Annotated in this window: 25 protein-coding genes; 24 read left to right on the forward strand and 1 reads right to left on the reverse strand. The window is 69.0% G+C overall.

Annotated elements, in window-relative coordinates:
- Nucleotides 1–424: 424 nt before the first annotated feature.
- From IBJ06_RS09415 to IBJ06_RS09450, 8 genes are all read left to right on the forward strand, one after another.
- Nucleotides 425–1,600: a terminase family protein gene (locus IBJ06_RS09415; protein WP_292159600.1), complete on the forward strand. Its 1,176-nt coding sequence runs from the start codon at nucleotides 425–427 to the stop codon at nucleotides 1,598–1,600.
- Between the two features lie 29 nt (nucleotides 1,601–1,629).
- On the forward strand, nucleotides 1,630–1,905 hold the full coding sequence (locus IBJ06_RS09420) for a hypothetical protein (protein WP_292159602.1): 276 nt from the start codon (nucleotides 1,630–1,632) through the stop codon (nucleotides 1,903–1,905).
- Nucleotides 1,906–1,913: 8 nt separating this feature from the next.
- A complete protein-coding gene (locus IBJ06_RS09425; RefSeq protein WP_292159604.1) occupies nucleotides 1,914–3,134 on the forward strand; it encodes a hypothetical protein in 1,221 nt (406 codons plus the stop codon).
- A 21-nt stretch (nucleotides 3,135–3,155) separates the two neighbouring features.
- Nucleotides 3,156–4,322 (forward strand): phage portal protein, encoded by a 1,167-nt coding sequence (locus tag IBJ06_RS09430; protein ID WP_292159608.1) that lies wholly within the window; start codon nucleotides 3,156–3,158, stop codon nucleotides 4,320–4,322.
- Nucleotides 4,319–4,549, forward strand: a complete 231-nt coding sequence (locus IBJ06_RS09435; protein WP_292159610.1) for a hypothetical protein — start codon at nucleotides 4,319–4,321, stop codon at nucleotides 4,547–4,549. Before IBJ06_RS09430 ends, IBJ06_RS09435 begins: the two co-directional genes overlap by 4 nt.
- Before the next feature lie 182 nt (nucleotides 4,550–4,731).
- Nucleotides 4,732–5,136 (forward strand): HK97 family phage prohead protease, encoded by a 405-nt coding sequence (locus tag IBJ06_RS09440; RefSeq protein WP_292159612.1) that lies wholly within the window; start codon nucleotides 4,732–4,734, stop codon nucleotides 5,134–5,136.
- Between the two features lie 375 nt (nucleotides 5,137–5,511).
- A complete protein-coding gene (locus tag IBJ06_RS09445; RefSeq protein ID WP_292159615.1) occupies nucleotides 5,512–6,108 on the forward strand; it encodes a DUF4760 domain-containing protein in 597 nt (198 codons plus the stop codon).
- Between the two features lie 179 nt (nucleotides 6,109–6,287).
- On the forward strand, nucleotides 6,288–6,833 hold the full coding sequence (locus IBJ06_RS09450; protein WP_292159617.1) for a hypothetical protein: 546 nt from the start codon (nucleotides 6,288–6,290) through the stop codon (nucleotides 6,831–6,833).
- Between the two features lie 108 nt (nucleotides 6,834–6,941).
- Here the strand turns inward: IBJ06_RS09450 and IBJ06_RS09455 are convergent, their stop codons facing one another.
- Entirely contained in the window at nucleotides 6,942–7,493 is a 552-nt protein-coding gene (locus IBJ06_RS09455) for a hypothetical protein (protein ID WP_292159619.1), read from the reverse strand.
- Nucleotides 7,494–7,586: 93 nt separating this feature from the next.
- Here IBJ06_RS09455 and IBJ06_RS09460 point away from each other — a divergent pair, with 93 nt between their 5' ends.
- The 16 genes from IBJ06_RS09460 to IBJ06_RS09535 all read left to right on the forward strand — a co-directional run bounded on the left by IBJ06_RS09460 (nucleotide 7,587) and on the right by IBJ06_RS09535 (nucleotide 21,280).
- Nucleotides 7,587–8,849, forward strand: coding sequence for a phage major capsid protein (locus IBJ06_RS09460; protein WP_292159621.1), 1,263 nt, complete (start codon nucleotides 7,587–7,589; stop codon nucleotides 8,847–8,849).
- A 147-nt stretch (nucleotides 8,850–8,996) separates the two neighbouring features.
- On the forward strand, nucleotides 8,997–9,263 hold the full coding sequence (locus tag IBJ06_RS09465) for a head-tail connector protein (RefSeq protein ID WP_292159623.1): 267 nt from the start codon (nucleotides 8,997–8,999) through the stop codon (nucleotides 9,261–9,263).
- Entirely contained in the window at nucleotides 9,260–9,568 is a 309-nt protein-coding gene (locus tag IBJ06_RS09470) for a phage head-tail adapter protein (protein WP_292159625.1), read from the forward strand. The genes IBJ06_RS09465 and IBJ06_RS09470 overlap by 4 nt, the downstream gene beginning before the upstream one ends.
- Nucleotides 9,565–9,963 carry a DUF3168 domain-containing protein gene (locus tag IBJ06_RS09475; RefSeq protein WP_292159627.1) on the forward strand — a complete coding sequence of 133 codons (399 nt, stop codon included), beginning with the start codon at nucleotides 9,565–9,567 and terminating at the stop codon, nucleotides 9,961–9,963. The genes IBJ06_RS09470 and IBJ06_RS09475 overlap by 4 nt, the downstream gene beginning before the upstream one ends.
- A 28-nt stretch (nucleotides 9,964–9,991) precedes the next feature.
- Nucleotides 9,992–10,402 (forward strand): phage major tail protein, TP901-1 family, encoded by a 411-nt coding sequence (locus IBJ06_RS09480; RefSeq protein ID WP_292159628.1) that lies wholly within the window; start codon nucleotides 9,992–9,994, stop codon nucleotides 10,400–10,402.
- Nucleotides 10,402–10,710 (forward strand): GTA-gp10 family protein, encoded by a 309-nt coding sequence (locus IBJ06_RS09485; protein WP_292159629.1) that lies wholly within the window; start codon nucleotides 10,402–10,404, stop codon nucleotides 10,708–10,710. The genes IBJ06_RS09480 and IBJ06_RS09485 overlap by 1 nt, the downstream gene beginning before the upstream one ends.
- Nucleotides 10,707–10,895: a phage tail assembly chaperone gene (locus IBJ06_RS09490; protein WP_292159631.1), complete on the forward strand. Its 189-nt coding sequence runs from the start codon at nucleotides 10,707–10,709 to the stop codon at nucleotides 10,893–10,895. Before IBJ06_RS09485 ends, IBJ06_RS09490 begins: the two co-directional genes overlap by 4 nt.
- Nucleotides 10,892–11,431, forward strand: coding sequence for a phage tail tape measure protein (locus IBJ06_RS09495; RefSeq protein ID WP_292159633.1), 540 nt, complete (start codon nucleotides 10,892–10,894; stop codon nucleotides 11,429–11,431). Before IBJ06_RS09490 ends, IBJ06_RS09495 begins: the two co-directional genes overlap by 4 nt.
- Nucleotides 11,432–11,442: 11 nt before the next feature.
- Nucleotides 11,443–12,057 (forward strand): DUF2460 domain-containing protein, encoded by a 615-nt coding sequence (locus IBJ06_RS09500; RefSeq protein ID WP_292159634.1) that lies wholly within the window; start codon nucleotides 11,443–11,445, stop codon nucleotides 12,055–12,057.
- 3 nt (nucleotides 12,058–12,060) lie between these two features.
- Nucleotides 12,061–12,720, forward strand: coding sequence for a DUF2163 domain-containing protein (locus IBJ06_RS09505; protein ID WP_292159635.1), 660 nt, complete (start codon nucleotides 12,061–12,063; stop codon nucleotides 12,718–12,720).
- A complete protein-coding gene (locus IBJ06_RS09510; protein ID WP_292159636.1) occupies nucleotides 12,717–13,163 on the forward strand; it encodes an NlpC/P60 family protein in 447 nt (148 codons plus the stop codon). Before IBJ06_RS09505 ends, IBJ06_RS09510 begins: the two co-directional genes overlap by 4 nt.
- Before the next feature lie 9 nt (nucleotides 13,164–13,172).
- Entirely contained in the window at nucleotides 13,173–16,934 is a 3,762-nt protein-coding gene (locus IBJ06_RS09515; RefSeq protein ID WP_292159638.1) for a glycoside hydrolase/phage tail family protein, read from the forward strand.
- Nucleotides 16,935–16,970: 36 nt separating this feature from the next.
- A complete protein-coding gene (locus IBJ06_RS09520; protein ID WP_292159641.1) occupies nucleotides 16,971–17,873 on the forward strand; it encodes a J domain-containing protein in 903 nt (300 codons plus the stop codon).
- A 5-nt stretch (nucleotides 17,874–17,878) separates the two neighbouring features.
- Nucleotides 17,879–19,027, forward strand: a complete 1,149-nt coding sequence (locus tag IBJ06_RS09525) for a phosphoserine transaminase (protein WP_292160167.1) — start codon at nucleotides 17,879–17,881, stop codon at nucleotides 19,025–19,027.
- Nucleotides 19,028–19,101: 74 nt separating this feature from the next.
- On the forward strand, nucleotides 19,102–20,394 hold the full coding sequence (locus IBJ06_RS09530) for an adenylosuccinate synthase (RefSeq protein ID WP_292159643.1): 1,293 nt from the start codon (nucleotides 19,102–19,104) through the stop codon (nucleotides 20,392–20,394).
- 76 nt (nucleotides 20,395–20,470) lie between these two features.
- Nucleotides 20,471–21,280 carry a response regulator gene (locus IBJ06_RS09535; protein WP_292159644.1) on the forward strand — a complete coding sequence of 270 codons (810 nt, stop codon included), beginning with the start codon at nucleotides 20,471–20,473 and terminating at the stop codon, nucleotides 21,278–21,280.

Consider the following 21,280-nt stretch of genomic DNA (forward strand, 5'->3'; position numbering starts at 1 on the left):
CTGAGGACGCTGGTCGGCTAGAGTTCATCCATGGCCGGGAACAGGGATGACGGGGCGGAGCGCTGGAGCCGCAAGCAGTTCGAGCTGCTGGCCGCGCAGACGGATCGCGTGATGGAAATACTGCCACAGGTCGAACTGGATCCCGCCGATGTGACGGGGCTGGATCGTTTTGCGCGGCTGGTGACGAACGTGGCGCGCGCCAGCAAGGCGGTGGTGGCGCTGGCGAGCGCGCCTGCCCGATCCCGAACCCCGGTCGAGGACGTGGAAGAGGGCGACGCAAACGGTGACATCGAAGACCCCGCCGAAGAGGAATTACTTCGGGCCGAACTGCAGTCCCGCATGGATCACCACAGGGCCGCGCTGGAAAGAAAGCGCCTGGCTAGAGGGATTGTCTCCGGCGGAGAGACGTGCGGCGATCGCGGCGATGCCCCGCCTGCACGATCATCAGATTGCCGAGGAAACGGACTGGTCGACCTGGGTGCTGCTGGGCGGGCGGGGGTCGGGCAAGACCTTTGCCGGGGCCTGGTGGCTGAGCGAGCAGGCGCGGACGGATGGACGGGTGCTGGCGCTGGTGGGGCCGGCGCTGCACGATGTGCGCGAGGTGATGATCGAGGGACCGTCGGGCCTGAAGGCGATGGGGGAGGCGGGCTACAGGCCCGTCTGGGAAGCCAGTCGCAGGCGGTTGCGGTGGCCGAATGACTCGGTGGCCTATGCCTATTCTGCCGAGGACCCGGACGCGCTGCGGGGGCCGCAGTTCGATGCGGCCTGGGTCGACGAATTCTGTGCCTGGCGAAATCCCGAACGGACGCTGAGCACACTGCGGTTCGCGCTGAGACGGGGGACCGATCCGCGACTGGTGGTGACCACCACCCCCCGCCCGATGGGGGCGCTGAGGCGGTTGCTGGCCGAGCCCGGCGTCGAGGTCACGCGGGCCGCAACGACGGAGAATGCAGCGAACCTGGCCCCGGGGTTTCTGGGGCATCTGAGACGGCTTTATGCCGGCACCCGGCTGGAGGCGCAGGAGCTGGAGGGGCAGATCGTCGAGACCGACGGGGCCCTGTTCCGCGCCGAGGACCTGACGCGGGCCCGCGGAAGCCGTCCGGTCGAGCTGGACCGGGTGGTGGTGGCGGTGGATCCGCCGGCGACGGCCCATGGGGATGCCTGCGGGATTGTGGTCGCGGGCCGCCGGGACCGGACGGCCTATGTGCTGGCCGATGAGACGGTGCGCGGCCTGTCACCCGCCGCCTGGGCCCGGGTGGTGGCGAGCGTCGCTCGCCGCGAAGGGGCCGAAGCGGTGATCGCCGAGGTCAACCAGGGCGGGGACATGGTGCGGACCCTGCTGGTGCAGGCGGGCTGTGAGTGTCCCGTGCGGTCGGTGCATGCGACGCGCTCGAAGCGGGCGCGGGCCGAGCCGGTCGCGGCGCTGTATGAACAGGGGCGGGTGGTGCACTGCGCCGCCCTGCCCGCGCTGGAAGAAGACATGATGGCCCTGGGCAGCGGGGACGGCGGGCCAAGCCCCGACCGCGCCGACGCCCTGGTGTGGGCCATTACGCATCTGTTGCTGGAAACCCGGAGCGCGCCGCGCCTGCGGCCCCTCTGACCCGACTATCCGACACAAAGGAGAAGACCATGACGTCGAGTCCCGACGCCTTTCGCACCCATGCGCCCACGCCCGGTACCCCCGCGAGGGCGGCCTGGCCCGTGACGCCGGCCGATGAGACGGACCTGAGCCCATATGCCAAGGCCCTCTATGTCGGCACGGCGGGCGATCTGACGCTGATCCCGGCGGGCGGTGCCGAGGCCGTGACCCTGAAGAACCATCCGGTCGGCTATGTGGCGGTGCAGGCGCGGCGGGTGCTGGCCACCGGCACCACGGCCGAAGACATTGTGGCGCTGTCGGAATGAGGCTGGGCATGGATCTGACGCTGGGGGGACTGGCGTTGCGGCAGGCGGTTGTCGCGCCGTCCGGGCCGGTCGCCGGGCTGGATCTGAACCTGGCGACCGACGGCCATGTCTGGGACGGGACGCCGCTGGAGGGGCTGACGGCCCTGCCCGGCTGGACCTACAGCCGGACGGGGACCGGGTGGGCCCGGCGGCTGGACGGGACCTATGTCCCCTTTGCCGCCCATGAGCCGCGCCGGACCGACATGGGCCTGTGGAGCGAGCCGGCCTCGACCAATCTGTTTGCCCGCTTTGCGCCGTCGCAGGCGCAGCTGGGCGGCAATGCCAATGTCACCACGGTGACCGAAGCGGCGACGCCGCCGATGGCGGGTCTGAACTGGCTGGCGCTCAACAATGCCGGGGGGGCGGCCTATGCCTATCAGCCGGTGACGCTGGCGGCGGCCACGACCTATACGATGCAGATGTGGGTCGAGACCCCGGACGGGTCGCCGCCGGTGGTGGGAGCGACGAGCGGGACGGGCGATTTCTGCCTGTTGCTGGGCGGGGCCATCGTGACCGGGGCGGCGGGGATGGAGGCCCTGTCGGGCAAGGTCTGGCGGGTCTGGGCCACGGCGGTGACGGGGGGCTCTCCGTCGGTGAACAGCGGGGTGATCCGCTACGCCGGCCAGACCACGCGGGCGCTGAAGTTCGCGGGCTTCCAGCTGGAGGCCGGAGGGTTGGCGACCAGCCCCATGGTCAGCGCCGGGTCCGCAGCCAGCCGGGGCGGTGACCTGGCCCGCCTGACGGATCTGGTGGCGATGGGTGAGGTGACACTCGCGGCAGAGTTTGCGTTCCATGGCGGTGGCAGCGGGGTTCTGGCGAATGGCCGGCGGGTGGCCTGCCTGGATGACGGCACGAGTGCCAATCGGGTCGAGATCGGCAATCTGGACGGGGCGCTCGGGGGGCGCGTCCTGACCGGCGGGATCGAACAGGCGCGCTGCGTGGTGGCGGGAACGGCGGTCAGTGGCGCGGCGCAGGGGGCCGCCCTGGGGTCGCGGACACACGATTTCCGCCTGGCGCGGAACGGCACCCTGTCGGATGCGGATATGTCGGGCACGGCCCCGGCTGTACTGGCGCGGTTGACACTGGGGGCCGCGAGCGACGGCACCGGTCAGCTGGGCGGATGCCTGAAGCGTCTGGTGCTGAGGCCGGTCGCAAAGCCCGATACCACCCTGCTGTCGCTGAGCAACTGACCCCCTTTGAAGGAGAGACCCATGGACTGGTTCCGCCGGCGCCCGCGCCGGGGCACGACGGTCGTGCCCGAAACCAAGGACGGCCGGACCGGGCCGCTGATCGCCCTGACCGGAGGCGGCCGGCCGCGCTGGACGCCGCGCGACTATGCCCAGCTGGCTCGGGAGGGGTTCGGCAAGAATGCGGTCGCCTATCGCGCCATAAGAATGATCGCCGAGGCGGCGGCCTCGGTGCCGCTTGTGGTGTTCGACGGGGAGGTGCGATGCCGGGACCATGGCTTGGCGCAACTGCTGGAGCGGCCCAATCCGGAGCAGTCGGGTCCGGAGTTTCTGGAAGGGCTGTATGGGGCGTTGCAGACGGCGGGCAATGCCTATGTCGAGGCGGCCGGGGAAGGGTGCGGCGGCCTGCCCGAGGAGCTGTGGTCGCTGCGGCCCGACCGGGTGAAGGTGGTGCCGGGACGGCATGGCTGGCCCGAAGCCTATGACTATGGGCTGGACGGGCGCTCTATGCGGATCGGGCGCGAGGCCGACGGCTGGATGCCGGTGATGCATCTGAAGCTGTTTCATCCGACAGACGACCATTACGGCTTTTCCCCGCTGGAGGCGGCGGCCTTTGCCATCGATGTGCACAATGCCTCGGGGGCCTGGAACAAGGCGCTGCTGGACAATGCGGCACGGCCGAGCGGCGCGCTGGTCTATGCCGGCCGGGATGGGGAGCGGCTGACGACCGAACAGTTCGAGCGGCTGAAGGCCGAGCTGGGCGAGGCCCATGCCGGACCGACGAACGCCGGGCGGCCGCTGCTGCTGGAAGGGGGGCTGGACTGGAAGCCCATGAGCCTGACGCCGGCCGAGATGGACTTTATCGCCGGCAAGCACGCAGCGGCGCGCGAGATCGCCCTGGCGTTCGGCATTCCGCCGCAGCTGCTGGGGATCCCGGGGGATGCCACCTATGCCAACTATCGCGAAGCCAATGTCGCCTTCTGGCGGCAGACGGTGGTGCCGCTGGTGCGGAAGGCGGCCGGGGCGATGACGGCCTGGCTGTCGCCGCGCCTGCCCGGATGCCGGATCGATGCGGATCTGGAGGCGGTGCCGGCGCTGTCGCCTGAACGCGACGCGCTGTGGGCCCGGCTGAATGCCGCGACCTTCCTGACCAACGATGAGCGGCGGCAGATGGCGGGGGTGGGGAAATGAGTGGTGAGTTGCGGAAGGCGGCGCTGACGCTGGGGGCCATGCTGGTCCTGCAGACGGTCAGCGGCCTGATCTGGGCCGGAGGGGCGGCCGCGCGCATTGCGATGCTGGAGGCCCGGGTGGGCGAGCAGCGTCTGGTGGCCGAACGGCTGGCACGACTGGAAGAACAGAGCCTGGCCACGCGACGGGCGGTGGAGCGGATCGAGATCAAGCTGGAGGGCGGGTCGTGATCCTCCCCAGCGAAGCGGGGGAGGGGGACCGCCGGAACGGCGGTGGAGGGGGCGAGCACGGGCAGACGGTCGGCATGGAATACAAGAGTGTGACCTTGGGCGTTTCGACCGCGTCCGCCCCCTCCACCCTCCTTCGCCAAGGCTTCGGAGGGTCCCCCTCCCCCGTGCACGGGGGAGGAGCTTTGGCGATCACCGGCCATGCCTCGCTGTGGGGAGTGGCGGATCTGGCGGGGGATGTGGTGGTGCCGGGGGCGTTTGCCGCCAGTGTGGCGCGGCGCGGGCCGGGCGGGGTGCGGATGCTGTACCAGCATGGCGAGCGCACACCGGTCGGGGTCTGGACCCGGATCGAGGAGGACGACCGCGGCCTGAGGGTCGAGGGACGGATCCTGGACATCACGCCCGAGGGACGAATGGCGGCGGCGCTGGTGCGGGCCGGCGCGCTGGACGGCCTGTCGATCGGCTTTCGCGCGGTCCGGGCCAGACGTGACGGTCGGTTGAGGGTACTGGCGGAAGTGGACCTGTGGGAGGTCTCGCTGGTGACCTTTCCCATGCTGCCGGGGGCGAGGGTGGGGATGGTGACTGGTTAGGAGCTGAACAAGTATTCACGGGCGCATTCATACGGAATCGCGTAGAAGAGTGTTGCGGCTACGGGAGCGGAGTGATTACCTCTCTCGAACATGCGGTCACTTGCGGAATTTAGCCGTTTGTGGCTTATGCCGTCGCCTGTGGTACCCTGGTGCTAACGGACGAGTAATACCATATGGGGAACATGCGGCGTCAGTCGTGAGTTTCTCCAATGACGCCAACTGCAGGCCACGGAGGCCAGAAGGGTCGATTATGATGAACGCAATGACGCACAAAGCCGAAGTTCGCTTCAACCGCGAGGGGTGGCATTAAGCCGCTTCTCGCCTTCGGCGATTTCTAGATTGCGTCGTTATCTCTGATTGACTTAATATTGCGGGGTGAACAAGCACTCCGCATTCTTCCTCATTTTGCTCTTGGCCGTCGTCAGCTTCTTCGCTGGATCGGCCTATGGCTCGTGGCAATCGACGGTTTCGAATTCTGAAGCTCATGCCACCCTAGTAATCGGCTTCATCGGGGCAATGATTACCAGTGCGGCGGTCATCGTGGCGCTCTGGGCGATCATTTCTCAACATCGAACAGCCCGCGCCCAAGCCACGATCGCACACCTCGCTGCAAATTCTCGGGATAAGGACATCCTCGACGCTAAGCAGACGTTTTTAGAGCTGTCGACCGAGGAACGGGGCCTTGCGAAGTGGGCTTCCAAGAAGCACGAAAGCTCGGACGAAAACCGCGCGATACGACTGTATCTCAACAGTTTCGAACTCATTTCTCTTGGAATCCAGAGGGGTATCATTGATTATAAGATTTTCAAACGGTGGAATCGATCTACCGTTTTGCACGCATGGGAAGCAGCCGCTCCGTACATAACTGAGCTGCGGAAACGAACGGGCCGCTCTCTGCTTTTCCATGAGTTCGAGGAACTGGCTCGCGACTTCAACGATAATAAAAAGCCGAAACGCCGATTTGGTCGTTAATCGGACCGGGCAGACGAGACGTGAAGCTACACTCGCTCCTTCACGTCGGCATCGTGATACCCTGACGTTCACCGCAAGATCGCACTCACGATTTCACCATCCCCTCACCGTTCGCTCAGGACGCTCAGGCTTGAGGCGGGCAGGGTGACGGCTCGACTTCAGCCCTGGGAGAGTGCGGCATGAGCGGCGAGACAATGAAAACGGTGAGCGGGCAGACGAGCCTGTTGCGGACGGGGATGTGGGGCGGGGCGGTGGCCCTGTTGCTGGCCCCGGCGATGGCGATGCAGTTCACAAGCGAGGTGCAGTGGACGCTGTTTGATTTTGCCCTGATGGGGGTGCTGCTGGCCATCGCCTGCGGGGCGGGTGAGCTTGTGCTGCGCGCCTCGGACAGTCTGACGTATCGGCTGGGGGCGGCGGTCGCGATCGGCACGACCTTTGTGCTGGGCGTCGGCAATCTGGCCGTGGGCCTGATCGGGTCGGAGGCTAATCCGGCCAATGATTGGGTCTGGGCGGTGCTGGCCATTGGCGTGGCGGGCGCGGTCGTCGCCCGGTTCAGGCCGCGCGGGCTGAGCCTGGTGATGCTGGCGGTGGCCGCCGGTCAGGTCGGTCTGGCCCTCTATGCCGATGCCACGGCGCAGGATCTGCCGCCGAGGATCACGGTGGTGTTTGTCACCGGCTGGCTGATTGCGGCGGCCCTGTTCGACCGGGCCGCGCGGGAGGGCTAGGGCAAAAGCCGTCATCTCCGGACTTGATCCGGGGATCGGTGTCTCCCTGGCCGGTTGACCGTCTGCCCGGACCGATACTCGGGTCAAGCCCGAGTATGACGAAGTATTTTACGGCAAGTACTCGGCCGGGATAGGCAGGCTGTCGTCCTCGGCGCGCCAGTAGATGGTGAGGATCCACCAGCGGGTGCCGTCGAAGAACAGCTGGAAGCTGTTGATGCCGCGCAGGAAGGGTTCGGCGTCATCGAGGCTGCGCCGCGCTTCATAGGTCGAGAAGACGTGGACGACCGAGCCGAAGCGTTCGGACGTTGAGGCGATCCCGATCTCGTGGAAGCCGTCGCGTTCCAGCTGGGGCCCGGCGCGGGTGACGTAGTCCTCGGGCGTCAGGCTGCTGGCCACGATGGTGCCGTCCGGGCGGACGCCGGAGGGGATCAGACGGGCGGCGGGATGGAAGAGGGAGCGGAAACGGTCCCAGTCGCGCGCCACGCCGGCGTCGCCGGAGATGACGTCATAGACGGCCGTGATCAGGGCCTCGGGCGAGGAGACGTCGTCGGGGTCGGCGGCGGGCGCCGTGGCAGTGGCCGGAGCCGCCGTCTGGGCCAGAGTCGCGACCGGTGAAGCCAGCGCCAGGATGAGCGCGGCGGCGAGTGTGGATGCACGCATGAGAATTCCCTCCGTCAGGGGGGTGAGACTGCCGCACCGGGCGGCGGATGGGAAGGCGTATTCCGGACTGCCGGACGCCATCAAGGAGACACCATGAAAGAGACCAAGACCGTCTCGGGCACCCCCGAGACGCGCGCCGCCATGCATGAAGTCATGGCTGCGTTTGAAGCCTTCAAGGGCGCCAATGATGCGCGGCTGGCCGAGCTGGAGAAGAAGGCGTCGGCCGACACGCTGCTGGAGGAGACGGTGGCGCGCATCGATGCGGCGGTCGGCTCGGCCCAGGCGCGGCTGGACCGGGCGCTGAGCGAGACGCGGAGGCCGGTGCTTGAGGCCGCCCCCTCCACCCTCCTTCGCCAAGGCTTCGGAGGGTCCCCCTCCCCCGAGGGGGGAGGAATTGAGGTCAAGCAGGCGTTTGCGGCCTATATGACGGGCGGATCGACGCTGGGGCTGGAGCTGAAGGCCGGGCTGTCGTCGGGGCCGAGTTCGGGCGGCTATGTGGTGCCGCCGGAGACGGAGCGGGCCATCGAGAGGCGGCTGATGGCGGGCTCGCCGATGCGGGAGATCGCGACGGTGCGCACCGTGGGCTCGGGCGTGTTCAGAAAGCCCGTTTCGACCGCAGGCGTCGAGGCCGGGTGGGTGGCCGAAACGGCCGCCCGGCCCGAGACCGATCCGGCGACCCTGGCGCTGCTGGAGTTCCCGTCGGCGGATCTGTACGCCTGCCCGGCTGCGACCCAGAGCCTGCTGGATGATGCGCTGATCGACCTGGACGAATGGCTGGCCGCCGAGGTGGAGGATGCGTTCTCGGCCCAGGAGACCGAGGCCTTCGTCAATGGCGATGGCGTGAACAAACCGCGCGGCTTCCTCGACTATGATCTGGTCGAGGACGGCGATCAGGAGTGGGGCGAGATCGGCTATGTGGCCAGCGGGGCGGCCGGGGCCTTTCCCGTGTCGAACCCGACCGACCGGCTGATCGACCTGATCTATGCGCCCAAGGCGCTGTACCGGCCGAACGCGCGCTTCGTCATGAACCGCCGGACGGTGGGGACGGTGCGCAAGTTCAAGGATGGGGACGGCAACTATATCTGGCAGCCGGCGCAGCGGCCGGGGGATACGGCCAGCCTGCTGGGCTATCCGGTGACCGAGATCGAGACCATGCCGGACATGGGCGCGAATGCGGCGGCGATTGCGTTCGGGGACTTTCAGCGCGGCTATCTGATCGTCGACCGGGCGGGGGTGCGGGTGCTGCGCGACCCCTATTCGGCCAAGCCCTATGTCCTGTTCTACACGACCAAGCGCGTGGGCGGGGGCGTGCAGAACTTTGATGCCATCAAGGTGATGAAGTTCGCCGCGTCGTAGACGCGGAGTGACGAGTGGCGAGTGACGAGTGGCGAGAGCCGCTCGTCGCTGGCCGAAAGGGTGAGACACGAGCTGTCGGGAGTGAGAGCAGGCGAACTCGCCACTCGTTCCTCGGCACTCGCCACTTTCAAACGAAGCGAGAAACCAATGACCGCACCGGTGACCCTGGCCGAGGCGAAGGCCTTTCTGCGCGTCGGGCATGACGGCGAGGATAGTCTGATCCAGACCCTGATCGAGGCCGCGCAGGCGCGGGTCGAGGGCGAGGTGGATCAGCCGCTGGATGCCGACAGCCCCGCGCCGCTGAGGCTGGCCGTGATGATGCTGACCCTGATCGCCCATGAGCGGGGGCTGGCGGAAATGACGGCGCAGGCCGTCGAGGCGTGGATCGCGCCCTACCGGACGGTGCGGCTGTGAGCGCGGCCGCGCGGCGGGTGCTGGCGGGCCTGTATGCGGTGACCGTGGCCGAGACGCCGTATGGCGGGCAGGCGCGGACCTGGGAGTTGCTGGGCCAGATCTGGCTGAACCCCGGCAAGGTCGGCGGGCGACGCCGGAGCGGGCCGGACGGCCTGCAGCGGATCGACACGCGACGGGTGACGGCGGGGCGGGACCCCCGGCTGAACGCCGGCCGGGTGCTGGAGTTTGAGGGCGTGCGCTGGCGCATCCTGGCGGTCGCGACCGGTCCGGCGGACACCGACCTTGAGCTGGAGCGGCTGGCATGAGTCATGAGCTGGCCCTGCAGAAGGGCATCCTCGCGCGGCTGAAGGCGGATGCGACGCTGGATGCGCTGGTGGGCGGCCGGGTCTGGGACGCGGTGCCGCCGGACCCGACCTACCCCCATGTGAAGCTGGGACGCAGCCAAGGCCGGCCGGTGGCAGGCGGCGACGGAGCGATGGAGCACCAGCTGACGCTGATCGTCGCCTCGCGGTTCTGCGGGACGGAGGAGGCGCGGGCGGTGGCGGCGGCCGTGCGGCTATGCCTGAGCGAGGCGGTGATCGAGACCGACGGCGTGCGCAGCCTGAAGCTGGAGGTGCCGTTGAGCGACGTCTTTGCCGCCGATGACCGACTGACGACCTGGGCCGTGATCCGCGTGCGCGCGGTGACGCAGGACATCTGACAACCCCAAGACAATCGAGGAGAGTTCCATGGCAGCCCAGAGCGGCAAGGACCTGTTGCTGAAGATCGAGACGGACCCGGACACCTTTCTGACGGTGGCGGGCCTGAGGGCGCGGACGGTGTCGCTGAATGCGCGCGCCGTCGATGTGACCGATGCGGACAGCGCCGGGCGCTGGCGCGAACTGCTGGCCGGAGCGGGGGTGCGCACGGCGGCCATCGCCGGTCAGGGGATATTCCGCGATGCGGCATCGGATGCGCGGATCCGCGAGGCCTTCTTCGCCCAGAGCACGGACCGCTGGCAGGTGATCGTGCCCGACTTTGGCCGGCTGGAGGGGCGGTTCGTGGTCTCGGAGCTGGAATATGCGGGTGAGCATGACGGCGAGGCGAGCTTTGCGCTGAGCCTCGCGAGCGCCGGTGAACTGACGTTCGAGGCCATCTGATGCGGATGGCCAATGGGGCGCGCGGCGAGGTGCTGGTCGAGCTGGACGGCGTGCCGCGACGGCTGTGCCTGACGCTGGGGGCGCTGGCGGAGATCGAGACGGCGCTGGCGGTGTCGGGGGTCGAGGGGCTGGTCGAGCGGCTGAGGCGGCCGACCGCGCGGGACCTGATGGCGGTGCTGGCGGCGCTGCTGAATGGCGGCGGGGAGCGGGAGCTGGCGGAGCGGCTGGAGCAGGCGTCGATCTCGCCCCAGGACGCGGCCGAGGCTGTGGCGCAGGCTTTTGCCGCCGTGGGCGGGGGCGAGGGATGACAGAGGCCTGGGCGGGGCGGCTGCGGCTGGCGGTCCGGCTGGGCCTGACGCCCGGGGCCTTCTGGGCCCTGTCGATCGCGGAATGGCAGTCGCTGACGCGGACGCCGGGGCAGGCCCCGCCGCTGAGCCGCGCCGAATTTGACCGGTTGAGCCGGGACTGGCCTGACGAGGGAGCGAGAGCATGACGGACACATTTGGCCCGTCCGGGCTGGAGACGGTGCCGCTGGAGGCGGCCGAGGCGGCGGCCGCGCTGGAGAGCCTGAAAGAACCGGCCGAACGCGCGGCGCGGTCGATCGAACAGGCCTTCGACCGGGCGGGGGAGAGTCTGGCGGCCTCGCTGACGCGGGCGGCTGCGGACGGAGAGATCACGCTTGCGGAGCTGGCGCGGGCGGTGCTGGCGGCGGCCAATTCCGCGGTCGGGACCTTGATGAGCGGTGGCGGCGGCGGGCTGGGCGAGGCCTTGGCCAGCGCGGTCGGTGGGCTGTTCTCCGGTTCGCGGGCCGAAGGCGGACCGGTGATGCCGGGCGGGGCCTATCTGGTCGGCGAACGCGGGCCGGAGGTGTTCCGACCCTCGCAGGCGGGCGTTGTCGGCGGCGTTGAGGGGCCCGGCCTGGTGCTGAACCTGAAGGTCGAGGGCGGGGCGCCGGGGCTGTTGCGCTCCGAGACGCAGATTGCCCAGGCGCTGGCCCGCGCGGTGGCGCTGGGCGCGCGCCGGTACTGAGGGGGTATGGGATGAGTTTCCATGAAGTGAGCCTGCCTGCACGCCTGGCGTTCGGATCGACGGGTGGGGTGGAGCGGCGGACCGAGGTGGTGACCCTGGCGTCTGGTCATGAGCGGCGGTCGACGCCGTGGGCCAGTGGTCGGCGGCGCTATCTGATCGGGTCGGGACTGCGGTCTCTGGATGACATGGCGGCGCTGACCGCGTTTTTCGAGGCGCGGCAGGGGCGACTGTACGGGTTTCGGTTCCGGGACTTTGCCGATTTCAAATCCTGTGCGCCCGGGGACGAGCCCGGCCCCGGCGATCAGGCGATCGGCACCGGCGACGGGGTCACGACGCAGTTTCCGCTGGCCAAGGCCTATGGCGGGACGACGCGGCGGATCGCCAAGCCGGTCGAGGGGTCGGTGCGGGTGGCCGTGGACGGCACCGAAGCGTTGGAAGGGTGGAGCGTCGATGTCACGACGGGTGAAGTGACGTTCGCGACCGCGCCTGACGAGGGGGCGGAGATCACCGCAGGCTACCGGTTCGACACGCCGGTGCGGTTCGATGCCGACCGGCTGGAGATCACGCTGGAGAGCTTTGGCAGCGGACGGATGGTGGCCATGCCGCTGATCGAGATCCGGGTCTGAGCCATGCGCGACATTCCCGAAGAGATGGCCGCCCGGATCGAGTCCGGGGCGGCGACGCTGTGCCATGCCTGGCGGGTCACGCGGGCGGACGGAATGCAGCTGGGCTTCACCGATCACGACCGGACGCTGGAGGTGGACGGCACCCCCTGCTCGCCGGTCGAGGGGTTCGAGGCTGGGGCGCGCGAGGGCGAGGCGGGGTTCGAGCCCGGCAGCCTGACGCTGGCGGGCCATCTGGGTGAGGGTGACGACACCCTGACCGAGGCGGCCATCGGTGCGGGGCTGTTTGATCGGGCCCGCGTCGAGCTGTGGCGCGTGGACTGGGTGCGGCCCGACCTGAAGGTGCGGCTGTGGGTGGGGCGTATCCGCGCGCTGAAGCGCGACGGCGGGCGGCTGACGGTCGAACTGGAGGGGCCGCTGGCGGCGCTGGATCGACGGATCGGGCGGACCTATGGCCGGCTGTGCGAGGCACGCCTGGGCGACGGCCCGTGCGGGGTGGACCTGGAGGCTCACCCCGGGGCGCGCTGCGACAAGCGGTGGGAAACCTGCGTCGGGACATTCGCCAACGGGGTCAATTTCCGGGGCTTCCCCGACATTCCGGGCGACGACTTCATCGCGGCGCATCCGGTGGACGGGGGGCGGCATGACGGCCGGAGCCGCCGGTGAGGACAGCGGCGCTTGTAGCCGCGCGAGGCTGGGTCGGGACGCCCTATCGCCATCAGGCCAGCCTGAAAGGTGAGGGCGCAGACTGTCTGGGCTTGATCCGGGGGGTGTGGCGCGAGGTGGTCGGGCCGGAGCCGGAAACCCTGCCGCCCTATTCGCCCGACTGGGCCGAAGCGGGCGGGGCCGAGACGCTGCTGATGGCGGCGCGGCGCTGGCTGATCGAGATCGAGCCGGAGGCGGCACGGCCGGGCGATGTGCTGCTTTTCCGCATGCGGGCCGATGTGCCGATCAAGCACTGCGGAATCCTGAGCGCGGTGGGTCCGCCCGAGCCGAGGCTGATCCATGCCTATTGGGGCCGGTCGGTGGTCGAGAGCTGGATGGGCGACTGGTGGCTGCGAAAGCGGGCGGCGGCCTTTACCTGGCCCGGCCCGACATCAGAAACGTAAGGAGACAGCATGGCACAGGCCGTACTGGGAGGACTGGGTCAGGCGCTGGGTGGCGGCGTGGGTCAGGCCATCGGCCGGGCGCTGGGTGGCATGCTGGACCAGCGGCTGGTGGCAAGCCTCGGATCGGCGCGTCAGGTGGGGCCGAGGCTGGAGGCCCTCCGGCTGCAGTCGACTGCCGAGGGGACGCCCATGGCGCTGGTGCTCGGTCGGGCGCGCGTGACGGGACAGGTCATCTGGGCCGCGCGATTTCTGGAACGGCGGCACGAGCACGGCGGCGGCAAGGGCGGGCCGCGCACGGAATCCTATACCTATTCGCTGAGCTTTGCCGTCGCGGTCTGTGAGGGGCCGATCGACGGCATCGGTCGGGTCTGGGCCGACGGGCAGCCGCTGGACCGGGCTGGAGTGACCCTGCGTATCCACCGGGGCACGGAAGACCAGATGCCTGACCCGCTGATCGAGGCGGTCGAGGGGGTGGGGGCGGCGCCAGCCTATCGCGGGACGGCCTATGTGGTGTTCGAGGATCTGCCGCTGGCGGCGTTCGGCAATCGCGTGCCGCAGCTGGCGTTCGAGGTGTTTCGCAGGCCGGCGGGCGGCGCGCTCGCGCTGGAGGACCGGTTGCAAGGGGTATGTCTGATCCCCGGTGCGGGGGAATTCGTGCTGGCGACCGAGCCTGTGGTGCGACGCGCGGGTCTGACCCGGACCGAGGTCGAGAATGTGAGCTCGGCCGAGGGGCGGCCCGACCTGATCGTGTCACTGGATCAACTGACGGCGGCCTGTCCCAACCTGAAGCGGGTCAGTCTGGTGATCGGCTGGTTCGGCGATGATCTGAGGGCCGGTCACTGCACCATCCGGCCGGGAGTGGAGCGACGTGACAAGCCGACGGTGCCGCTGGACTGGTCGGTGGCCGGGTTGGACCGTGCGACGGCGAATCTGGTGAGCACGGTCGGGGGCGCGCCGGCCTATGGCGGGACACCGTCGGACAACAGCGTGCGACAGGCAGTGGCGGAGCTGAAGGCGCGTGGGCTGGAGGTGACGCTGTATCCGTTCGTCTTCATGGACATACCGCCGGGCAATGAGCTGAGCGATCCGTATGGCGGAGCGGAGCAGGCGGCCTATCCCTGGCGCGGGCGGGTCGTGGCGGACGATCCGATGACGGCCGGGGCTGATGTCGAGGCGATGTTCGGCACGGCGGACGGCTGGGGCCTGAGGCGGCTGGCGCGCCATTATGCAGCGCTGGCGGCAGAGACGGGGGCCGACGGCCTGCTGATCGGGTCGGAGATGCGGGGGCTGACGACCAGCCGCGATGCGGGTGGCGGCTATCCGGCGGTGGCGGCTTTTCGTGCGCTGCTGGCTGAGTGTAGGGCCATCGTGGGACCGGGGGTGGCCCTGTCCTATGCGGCGGACTGGTCGGAGTATTCGGGGCACCGGCCGGACGATGGCTCGGGCGATGTGATGTTCCATCTGGACCCGCTGTGGGCCGATGATGACCTCGATTATGTGGGGATCGACTGGTACCCGCCGCTGGGCGACTGGCGCGCGGGCAACGGTGGGCTGGACGCCGCGAGCTATGAGGGGCCGGATGATCCCGCCTATCTGGCGATGCAGATGGCCGGCGGCGAGCATTTCGACTGGTTCTACGCCGACGGCGCGGACCGGGCGGCGCAGGTGCGGACGCCGATTGCCGATCTGGCCCATGGCGAGGACTGGGTGTTCCGGGCCAAGGACCTGAAGGGCTGGTGGAGCCATGCGCACCATGATCGGCCCGGTGGGGTGAGGTCGGCCAGCCCGACCGCCTGGATTCCGGGCATGAAGCCGATCCGCCTGACCGAGTTCGGCTGTGCGGCGGTGGACCGGGGCGGCAATGCCCCCAATCTGTTTCAGGATCCGAAGAGCGCCGAGAGTGCGCTTCCGCCGGGGTCAACCGGGGCGCGTGACGACCGGATGCAGCGCCGGGCGCTGGAAGCGGTGCTGGACCATTTCGAGGATGGCGAGGCCAATCCGGTGTCTGGCGTCTATGGCGGGCGGATGCTGGAGGGGGCCGATGCCTGGTGCTGGGATGCGCGGCCGTGGCCGGCATTCCCGGGCCGACCGGAGCTGTGGGCCGATGCCCCGGCCTGGCATAGCGGTCACTGGCTGAACGGACGGCTGCTGGGCGAGACCGAGGGTCTGCTGGCCGATCTGGTGGGCCGGATCGGACCGGAAGAACTGCCGGTGATCGGGCCCGTGCGAGACCGGATCGAGGGCTATGTGATCGATCGGCCGATGAGCGTGCGTGAGGCGCTGGGGCCACTGGTCTCGGGTTTGGGGCTGGTGGTCAGCGAAGCGGGCGGGCGGCTGACACTGAGGGCGGACGGAGACGGGCCGGTGGTGGTGATCGACCCCGAGGAGCTGGCCCTGCCCGATGAGGGTGGAGCCGAAGTTCGCGACCGTACGGTGGACGAGGCCCCCGACCGGGTGCGGGTGCGCTATCTGAATCTGGCGGACGACTATCAGATCGGATCGGTGACCCTGAGCCGGGATCAAGGGGGCGATACAGTCGCGGGACTGGATGTCGACCTGCCCGCCGTTTGCGATGAGGCACAGGCACGGCGGTTCGCGGCGCGGCTGGCGGCGGGGCTGGACGGGATCGAGCGCCGGACGCTGAGGCTGGGCCCGCTGCAGGCGCTGACGCTGGAGCCCGGGGATCGGGTGAAGATGCCGGGAGAGGACGATTTGTGGCGCGTCGAACGCATCTCCCTCGACGAAGAGGCGCGCGCGGTTCTGGTGCCCGTGCCGATCGTGACGAGGGAGGACGGAACGCCGGTGTGGCGCCTGCCGAGTCGGTCGGGGCCGTCGGGCGCACCATGGATGCGGATCCTAGAGCTGCCCCCGCTGGTCGGGCGGTCGGAAGGCGGCGTCGTGGCAGCGGTCGCGGTCGAGCCCTGGTCGCGGCATGCGGTTACGGCAGGACCGGACGCCTTGAGCCAGACTCTGCGAGGCGTAGCCCGAAGCCCGGCGTCCGTGGGCGTGTTGACCGAACCGTTGACGCCCGGCGTGTGCGGGCGATGGGATGAGACGGCGAGCGTGACCGTGCAGGTCGAGGGGCGTTCCCCCGAGAGCCGCGAGAAGCTGGCGGTGCTGGCCGGGGCCAATGCGGTGGCGGTCGAGACCCCGGCGGGTTGGGAGGTGATCCAGTACAGGGTGGCGACGCTGGTCAGTGGGGACGTGTGGCGATTGACCGGACTGCTGCGCGGGCAGGGCGGGGGCGAGACTGAGGCGGAGACCGGCGCCGAGGTCGGGGCCGCCGTGGTGTTTCTGGATGACAGTCTGGTCGGGCCGGGATCGATGCGGGACGAATGGGGCCTGCCGCTGTTGTGGCGGGCAGGAGCGGGTGGGGCGGTGCCTTCGGGTCCGTTCGTCAGCGAGCTGACCCATGTGTTGACGGGACGGGCTGAGCGGCCGTGGCGACCGGTGCATCTGAAGGTGAGACCGGAAGGCGGGGGCCTGGCGCTGAGCTGGATCGCGCGCTTGCGAACGGGTGGCGACGGCTGGGATGGGGAGGCGGAGACGGTCGATCCGTTGCGGTTCCGGGTGCGCATTCTGGTCGGTGACATTGAGAGACGCGTGGTTGAGGTCACGGGCACAGAGTGGCTGTATTCCAGCGCGGAACGGGTGGCGGATTTCCCGGGCGGGTACGAGGCCGCGCGCTTTGCGGTGTCGCAGGTCTCAATCCACGGCATATGGGGGCCGGAGGCGGTCGCACCCCTTTGCGAAGGCGGTGGCATGCCCTAACTGATGGCCCTGAGCTATCAGGAGCGATGATCAACCGTGGCAGGCGATCCCTATCAGGAACTGGGTGTGTCCCGGGGCGCGAGCGCGGACGAGATCAAGAAGGCCTTCCGCAAACTGGCCAAGGACTTTCACCCCGACAAGAACCCGGGCGATGCGGCCGCCGAGGACCGGTTCAAGCGGATCACAGCGGCTTTCGACCTGCTGGGCGATGCGGAAAAGCGCGCGAAATTTGATCGCGGCGAAATCGACGCCGATGGCCGCGAGCAATATCGGGGCTTCAGTGGCGGCGGCCGCGGACCGGGCGGCTTTGGGCAGGGCGGGTTCGGGGGCGGCGCCCGCGCGACCTTTGACGACATCGATCTGGAAGACATTTTTGGCGGCATGTTCGGCGGCGGAGGGGCGCGGCCTCGCGGAGGCGCCACGCGTGGCCCCGCGCGCGGTCAGGACGTTCGGGCCAGTCTGGAGATCAGTCTCGAGGACGCCATCCAGGGCTCGACGCGCAGGATCCAGTTTTCGGATGGTCGCACGCTGGATGTGACCATTCCGAAGGGTGCCGACGACGGTCAGGTGATCCGGCTGAAGGGACAGGGCGTAGCCTCACCGCGTGGGGGGCCGGCCGGGGATGCCCTGATCGAACTGAAGATCGCGCCGCATGCCCTGTACCACCGCGACGGGGCCGATCTGACCATGGATCTGGCGGTGCCGCTGGCGGATGCGGTGCTGGGCGGAAAGGTGGCCGTGCGGACGCCCGACGGGGTGGTCAATCTGACGGTGCCGAAGGGGTCGAACTCGGGCCAGACGATGCGGCTGAAGGGCAAGGGCGCCTTTGCCGCCGGGCGGCGCGGCGACCTTAAGGTGCGGCTGATGATCCAGTTGCCGGGCGAGGATGTGCCGGAGCTCATCAAGGCGGCCGAGACCCTTCGGAAACGCGCGCTGTGACGGGTGTGGAACGGCCGTCGGAGCGGCCGGCACGACCGTGGTTCTCGTCGGGCCCGACGGCCAAGCGGCCGGGGTGGTCGATCGAGGCCTTGCCGACGGACCTGTTGGGTCGGGGCATTCGCGCACCCGAGGTCGTGGCGCGGTTTGCTGAGGGCCTGGCCCTGACCCGCAAGGTTCTTGGGGTGCCGCACGACTGGGCGCTGGTCTATGTGCCCGGATCGGACACGGGGGCGGTCGAGGCGGCGCTGTGGAACCTGCTGGGTGAGCGGCCGGTGCAGGTCATGGCGTTCGAGAATTTCGGCAAGGTCTGGGCCACCGATGTGCGCGATCATCTGGGGCTGGAGCCCGAGATCCTGGACGCGGCGTGGGGGCGGTTCCCGGATGTGAACCGGGTGGACCCTGGGGCCGATCTGGTCTTTCCGTGGAACGGCACGACCTCGGGCGTGTGCGCGCCCGGTGCAGACTGGATCGCGACGGACCGTGAGGGTCTGGTGATCTGCGATGCGACCTCGGCGGCCTTTGCCATGCCCCTGCCGTGGGAGCGGCTGGATGTCGTCACCTTCAGCTTCCAGAAGGCGTTGGGCGGCGAGGCGGGGCTGGGGGTGGCGGCGCTGTCGCCCCGGGCCATTGCCCGACTGGACCGGTATGCGCCGCCCCGGCCGGTACCCAAGGTTCTGAGGCTTCGGAACGACCAGGGCTTTGACCGGGCGCTGGCGACCGGATCGATGATCAACACCTTTTCCGTCCTGACGCTGGAGGACTGGATCGACGCCCTTGAGTGGGCCGAGCGCGTGGGCGGGCTCAAGACCCTGATCGCGCGAACCGGGGCCAATGCGGCAGCGCTGGGCGCCTGGGTCGAGCGGACGGACTGGATTGACTGGCTGGCCGAGGAACCGGGGACGCGTTCGACGACGTCAGTCTGCCTGAAGATCGTCGACCCACGCGTCGTGGCCATGGGCGAGGACAGCCGTCGCGATCTGGTTACGCGCATGAAGGCTCTGCTGGAGGCCGAGGGCGCGGCCTTCGATGTCGAGGGCCACCGCAATGCGCCAGCGGGCCTGCGGGTCTGGTGCGGCTGCACGGTGGACACCGCCGACATCGAGGCTTTGACGCCGTGGCTGGACTGGGCATTTGCGACGGCGATCGCTGAATAATCGCCGGACTTGAGGCGACACCGGACGATTCCCCGGCTATAGGCTCGGCCCGCGTTGGAAGCGGAGATTGACCCTTGGCGAATGTGACCGTGGTCGGAGCCCAGTGGGGCGACGAAGGCAAAGGCAAGATCGTCGACTGGCTGTCGAACCGGGCCGACTGGGTCGTGCGGTTCCAGGGGGGTCACAATGCCGGTCACACCCTGGTCGTCGGCGATGTCACCTACAAGCTGAGCCTGCTGCCGTCGGGCGTGGTGCAGGGCAAGCCGTCGGTGATCGGCAATGGCGTGGTCATCGATCCGTGGGCTTTGCGCGACGAGATCGCGCGGATCGAGGCGCAGGGTGTCAGGATCACGCCCGAACTGCTGACCATTGCCGAGACCGCCTGCTTGATCCTGCCGCTGCACCGGGATCTGGATCAGGCGCGCGAGGCGCAGGCGGGCACGACCAAGATCGGCACGACCGGGCGGGGGATCGGTCCGGCCTATGAGGACAAGGTCGGGCGGCGGGCAATCCGCGTGGGGGACCTGACCGATCCCGAGGCGCTGGACGCCAAGATCGACCGTCTGCTGGCGCACCACAACGCCTTGAGGAAGGGGCTGGATTTGCCCGAGGTGAATGTGCCCGCGCTGAAGGCCGAGCTTCTGGTGATCGCGCCCGACGTGTTGAAATATGCGGGCCAGCCGGTGTGGCGGCTACTGGATAAGGCCCACCGAGACGGCAAGCGCATCCTGTTCGAGGGCGCTCAAGGGTCGCTGCTGGACGTGGATCACGGCACCTATCCCTATGTGACCAGCTCGAACACCGTGGCGGGACAGGCTGCGGCGGGCTCGGGCCTGGGCCCCCGGTCGGTCGGCTATGTGCTGGGGATCGTGAAGGCCTATACGACGCGGGTCGGAGAGGGACCGTTCCCGACCGAATTGTTTGATGATCACGGGCGGCGCATTGCCGAACGTGGCCGCGAGTTCGGCACGGTGACCGGACGGCCGCGCCGCTGTGGCTGGTTCGATGCCGTGCTGGTGCGCCAGTCGATCGCCATCAACGGCATGCACGGGATCGCCCTGACCAAGCTGGACGTGCTGGATGGCTTTGAGACGCTGAAGATCTGCGTGGGCTATCGCGTGAAAGGAGAGGCCCTGGATTATCTACCGGCGGGGCTGAAGGCCCAGGCGGAGATCGAGCCGATCTACGAAGAGGTCGAGGGTTGGTCGGAAAGCACCCAGGGCGCGCGCTCCTGGAAGGACCTGCCGGCGGCGGCGATCAAATATGTGCGCCGGATCGAGGAGTTGATCGGGGCCCCCGTGGCGTTGCTGTCGACCAGTCCCGAACGGGACGACACCATCCTGATGCAGGATCCCTTTCACGGCTGAGGGCAAGTCCCGCATTTCAATGGGACTTTAACGCGTTTGAGCTAGGCGTTGGGGGTTCGTTTCGCGAGGTTCCTGCGTGCTGATTACCGACCGACGCCTTCTGGCGCGCCTGGAGCCCACCGTGAGCCGCGTGCTGATCGTGGACCCGAACGCGCATGCGGCGCGGCTGATCACGGACCTGATGAAAGGGCTGGGCGCGCGCGAGGTCGTGGTCGAGGCGACCGAGGCGAGGGGTCTGCAGATGGCCGGGGCGCTGGACCCGGGCCTGATTTTCATCGAACGCGGCGGCCCGGGCCTGGATGGCGAAAGCTTTACCCGGACGCTGCGCCGGTCCCATATGGCGTGCCGGCGGGTACCGGTCATCATGGTGACGGCCGAGGCCACCGCGACCACCATCAAGGGCGCGCGCGATGTCGGGGTGCATGAGTTTCTGAGAAAGCCCTTCACCAGCGCCGACCTGATGAAGCGGGTCGAGAACGTCGCGCTGAAGCCCCGGGACTGGGTGGAGGGGGTGAGCTACGTCGGGCCGGACCGGCGACGTTTCAACTCGGGAGAATACGCCGGCCCGACCAAGCGCCAGAGCGACCGGGCCAAGGGGGCAGAGGCCGAGGCGATCGCCGTGCGGGACCAGGCCATGAAAATTCTGGCGGCGGCACTCGATCAGTTCGACAACGATCCCCCGCAGGCGATCCGCGCCATCCGCCAGCAGGCCGAGACCCTGAAGGCACTGGCGCTCAAGGTCGCGGACAGCCGGCTGGTCGTCGCCGTCGGTGCCCTGGAGGTCACCCTGGCCCAGGGCGGGACGACCAAGGCGAACGTCGCCGCGCCCATCGGCCAGCTTCTGGCCCTGCCGAAGCCGGTCCAGGGCCTGAAGAAGACGGGATAG

The sequence above is a fragment of the Brevundimonas sp. genome (genome assembly GCF_016742135.1).
In the GTDB taxonomy this organism is placed as follows: Bacteria; Pseudomonadota; Alphaproteobacteria; order Caulobacterales; family Caulobacteraceae; genus Brevundimonas.